This window comes from Paludisphaera sp., assembly GCF_037189885.1.
In the GTDB taxonomy this organism is placed as follows: Bacteria; Planctomycetota; Planctomycetia; order Isosphaerales; family Isosphaeraceae; genus Paludisphaera.
In genome coordinates this window covers 1-4,320 of sequence record NZ_JBBCIR010000085.1, presented here as the reverse complement: position 1 = coordinate 4,320, position 4,320 = coordinate 1, and the positions used below count along the sequence as shown (strand labels likewise).

Here is a 4,320-nt window from a genome sequence, read left to right as displayed (position 1 = left end):
CCGGGGGCAAGTGGTGGGCGACCGCCTCGTAGTACTGCTCGGGGATGCTGGCGTTGGCCATGGCGGTAGTCTCCTTGATGGAGAGGGACTACCGGGACAGGGCGCAAACCGGATGCCAGCGGGTTTTGTCAGAGCTTGTTAAGTCGAGCCCCGCCTCGGCGGCCGACGCCGTGGCCGCGGCGCTGGCCGAGGGGATCGACCCGGCCGAGATCGGCGAGGCGATCTCGCTGGCCGCCAACCAGCTCGTCCTGCGCGACGGCGGCCGCCCCGAGCGGTGGGCCTCGCCCGGCAAGCCGCCGGGCAGCGTCGACGGCGATTCGGTCGGCGTGCACGCGAGCGACGCGGTCAACGCGTGGCGCAACATGGCCCGCGTCGCGAACCCCCGCAACGCGGCCGCCTGCCTGATCCTGGCCGGATACGAGGTCGCGCGCGACCGCCAGGCCCGCGCCGCCGAGTTCCTGAGCTGGTCGCCGCGGCCGCTCGACGAGTTCACCGAGGCCGTCAAGACGACCGCCCCGGACGGCCTGCTGGCCGAGGCCGAATCCGCGATCCGGGCGAACCAGCAGGAGATCGCCTCGGCGGTGATCCACCGCTACGGCGCGCTCGGGCACGAGCCCGCGCCGGCCTTCGCGCTGATGCTGAAGTACGCCGTCAGCGAGGACGGGGCCCTGCACGGCGAGAAGTACTACAACACCGTCCGCGAGGAGTTCGAATCGACGCGCCCGGCCTTCCGCTGGCGGCAGCTCGTCGCCCTGGCCCGCGTGACCGCGAGCGAATGCGGCCGCCCCGCCCCGGGCGTCGCCCAGGCCAGGGAACTGCTCAAGGCCTGACCGGCCGCGAGGAAAGCGGCGGCCCCGAGTGGCGACCGCCGTCGAGGCGCGCCCCCGCGTATCGGCAAGCCGATCGCCCACTCCCACCCCACGGCCCGTGGGCCCGACCCGTCGTGGGCCGGATGGCGGACGGACAAGGCGGCCCGGGCATGGATGCGCCACGCCGACGACACGAATAACCGGCGGCCCGCGGCGATCATCGAGAGGCATCGGCCGCGGGTTGTCGTCCTGATGCTCGGCGTCCGCGACGCTTCGGCCAGCCGCGCGATCATCCGAAGGCCCCGAAGTGGAGCATCGCCTTCAAAACGGCTGAAACGTCGAGTCAACTCATCCCGATTTCATCATCACGATTTTCCAGCGCCTGCCAGCAACGCTCTCGCCGGATCGTATCGAGCCGAGAGTGATCGACCACGGGCAAGCGATCCGTCATCATCGACACGAACTCGTCCGCGAGCGACCCGATATCGTGCGTTCCGTCCGCGAGATACGAGGCCAGGACGATCTGACCGGCCTTGGCCCACGAACCATCCCCGCCGTAAACCACGTCATCGGCCCGGTGAGAGACGCCGTCGATCACGAAGACCGGCCGATCGTCGCCCAGGGCCTCGTGGTCCCTCACGAGAATCCCAGAGAAGCCGGCCGAACCATCCACATCCGATAGTCCCGCGGTAATGATCTGGGTCACGCGCACATTCGCCTCCTTGATTCCACGGTCGGACCCCGCGTCAATCGTCGTCGCGCGGGCCTGCGACCCTCGGGCGCTTCCGCCCGAGGATCGCGAAGCGGGACGGACCCGGCCTCAGCGGGAGGGCGGGGCCGGGGCCGTGGCGGGGGGAGGCGTCCGGGTCGGGGCGACGGCCGGAGGGCGGGGCTGGGCGTTGCGGAACACCGGGATCAGCCCGTTCTCCACGACGGGGCCCATCGCCGAGGGGAGCGAGGCCCGGAAGTCATACGCGCCCGGCCCGTCCGGCGTCGCCGAGACCCCGAAGAAGGCCGGCTCGGCGGGGAGGCCGGCGGGTTCCTTCAGGTCGGGCCGGTTCGTCGTGGCCGCCATCTGCGCCGCCATCATGCGAGTGATCCCCTGGCCGTTGACGATCGCGAGGAAGCTCGCCCGGTCGGCCAGCTCGGACCGCACCTGGCGGAATCCGGCCAGCGAGCCGACGGTCGAATCCCCCTTCGCGAACTGATTCAGCCGCGCCTCGGCTTCCTCCCAGGTCGGCGCCGTGACCTGGATCACGCGCCGGCCGTCGACCCCGGTCCAGTAGCTCATCGAGTCGCCGCCGAGCATCGCCTTGATCTGGTCCGCGCCGCCCCCCTGCCCCAGCTTGGCGATCTTGTCGACGTCGAACGTCGCCGTGATCCGGGTGAAATTCACGCCGCCGTGAACCTTCGCGTCGCGCTCGACCTCGACCTCCTTGTAGAGGTTGAAGGGGCTGTCGGCGTCCTTCATCGCCTGGAACGTCGCCTCGATGGCTTCCAGGTAGACCTTCGGGTCGGAGGCCTCCGTGACGTTGAAGGTCCTCATGCCGCCGGCCATCGTCGAGGTCCCGAAGGTCTTGATCCGCCCGAGCGTCTTGAACCGCTCCATCACCCGAGCCATCGCCGGGGAGCCCTCCCCCGTGGGGTTCAGCATGCGGAGGCTCATGCCCTGCCACTGCTGCACGGTGTCGGCGGACATGTTCATGTAGATGTAGAACGCGGCGTCGGGCGCCAGCCTGGCGAACTCGGCCGGGAGCTCCTCGACGGCCTCGACCGGCTTGGCCCCGGCGGCCGGCTTCATTTCGAAGCGACCGGCGATCCGCAGGCCTTCGGCCGCGAAATCGAGGTTCAGCGCCAGCGACCGCGCCGTCTTGAGCGAGTCGAACATGCCGGCGTACATCTCCTTGATCGTGTCCATCGACGCGCCGTTGGGGGCGTTGTTGGCCGCCTGGTCGAGCGTCGCCATCAGCGCCTGCCGGGCCTGATCGATCTGCTCCCCGTACCGCTCGGCGAGCCGCGCGGCGTTGACGTAAACGCCGAGGTCGCCGGCCAGGAACGGCGTCGCCAACGCCGGGGTGAGGGAGGCGGCGAGCGACTTATCGCCCGGCTTCGCCACCCCCGCGATCAACGCCTCGTCGGGGCCGAACGCCGTGAAGCCGTCACCATCGACCGCATACCACGACCCGGCGCCGAACGGGCTGGCGAACGACTCATACCCGCCCTCCTCGGCCTTCGTCGCGACGTCCTTCCCCCCCGCGAGCGCCTTGAGGACGCCCTTGGCGTCGTCCTTCATCACCAGGATCGCGAACGGCGGAACCCCATCCGGCCCCGGGGCCTCTCCGCGCAGCAGCCCGACGACCGGGGCGTCGACGACGTCCGCGCCATACTGCCCCTTCCACTGGTCGACGAACTGATCGATCATCGGCACGGCCGTCGCCGCCGCGTTCGGGCTCGCGGCATTAAGCATCGCCTTGAGATCGTCCGACGCCGATGCAATGCCGCGACACCGGACCACCACGTCCGCCTCGGCCGGCACCGCCTTCAGCCAGGCGGGAGGTGCCTCCGCCGGAGCCTGCCCCATCGCCGCGGCCAGCAACCACACCGAAGCCTGAGCCCACATCATGAGCCTCTCCCCTTCACGTCACGACCATCTCCGCCGACATCCTGTTACATCCGTCACGGTAGCCGTGCCCGACAACGCCCACAAGAGGCCGGCCAACGCTACCTGGAGACGGGCAATGATCGGGAAATGGCCGGTCGGCCGCGAACCTGGACGTGAGACACGGACCAGCGGGTTCGCAAAGGGGTCCCACTCGTGACCGCAACCGTTACTGGAGAAACGGCATGCCAGAAGACGACTACTCGACGTGCGCCAGAACCTTTGCAACGCTTCGTATTTACCCGGGCCAAATCGACCCGGCACAGGTAACCAGCCGGCTGGGGATCGAGCCATCGAGGTGGCAACGCCGAGGGGAGATGACGAGGGGTAGGTATGGTCCGACGGGAATGGCCCCCCTAAACGGGTGGTTCCTCACATCGGAGGACCACGTCGACTCCCTGGATTCGGGCCGCCACATCAATTGGTTGCTCGATCGTATAGAACCAGCCGCGACGGCGCTCCGAGAGCTCCAGGAGAAGGGATGCGAAATGGATATCAGCTGCTACTGGCTCTCGCGAAGCGGGCATGGAGGGCCAACCATCTCGGTGGACCAGATGCGAAGGCTCACGGATCTCAACATCGAACTATGGTTCGATTTCTACGGCCCATACGACGAAGAGGAGGAGTGAGCCGAACTGAGGTCGGGGCGAGACCACGCGGCGCGCGCAAAAAAGAAGCCCCCGGGCTCTCTCGAGCGCGGGGGCTTCGGGATGGGATCCCGGCGATGACCGACTTTCGCGCGAATGCACTATCATGGGCCCCGCGGGCTTAACGGCCGTGTTCGGGATGGGAACGGGTGTGGCCCCGCGGGTATGGTCGCCGGGAAGTCGGCCGGCGGGGGCGTTCAACCCC

The 4,320-nt window shown here is 69.0% G+C and carries 4 protein-coding genes and 1 rRNA gene; 2 read left to right on the top strand and 3 right to left on the bottom strand.

What is annotated here, in order from left to right; translation table 11 throughout:
• Positions 1 to 125 precede the first annotated feature (125 nt).
• Positions 126 to 830, top strand: a complete 705-nt coding sequence (locus tag WG209_RS21295; protein ID WP_337177109.1) for a hypothetical protein — start codon at positions 126 to 128, stop codon at positions 828 to 830.
• 322 nt (positions 831 to 1,152) lie between these two features.
• On the opposite strand, the gene WG209_RS21290 is transcribed toward WG209_RS21295, so the two are convergent.
• Together WG209_RS21290 and WG209_RS21285 are read right to left on the bottom strand one after the other, a co-directional pair.
• The gene (locus WG209_RS21290; RefSeq protein WP_337177108.1) at positions 1,153 to 1,515 is read right to left on the bottom strand and encodes a hypothetical protein; all 363 of its coding nucleotides are present in this window, start codon (positions 1,513 to 1,515) and stop codon (positions 1,153 to 1,155) included.
• 114 nt (positions 1,516 to 1,629) lie between these two features.
• Entirely contained in the window at positions 1,630 to 3,432 is a 1,803-nt protein-coding gene (locus tag WG209_RS21285) for a hypothetical protein (RefSeq protein ID WP_337177107.1), read from the bottom strand.
• 221 nt (positions 3,433 to 3,653) lie between these two features.
• On the opposite strand from WG209_RS21285, the gene WG209_RS21280 reads away from it, so the two are divergent.
• Positions 3,654 to 4,097, top strand: a complete 444-nt coding sequence (locus WG209_RS21280; protein WP_337177106.1) for a DUF4279 domain-containing protein — start codon at positions 3,654 to 3,656, stop codon at positions 4,095 to 4,097.
• An 87-nt stretch (positions 4,098 to 4,184) separates the two neighbouring features.
• On the opposite strand, the gene rrf is transcribed toward WG209_RS21280, so the two are convergent.
• Positions 4,185 to 4,292, bottom strand: a 5S ribosomal RNA gene (gene rrf / locus WG209_RS21275).
• Positions 4,293 to 4,320: the final 28 nt, after the last annotated feature.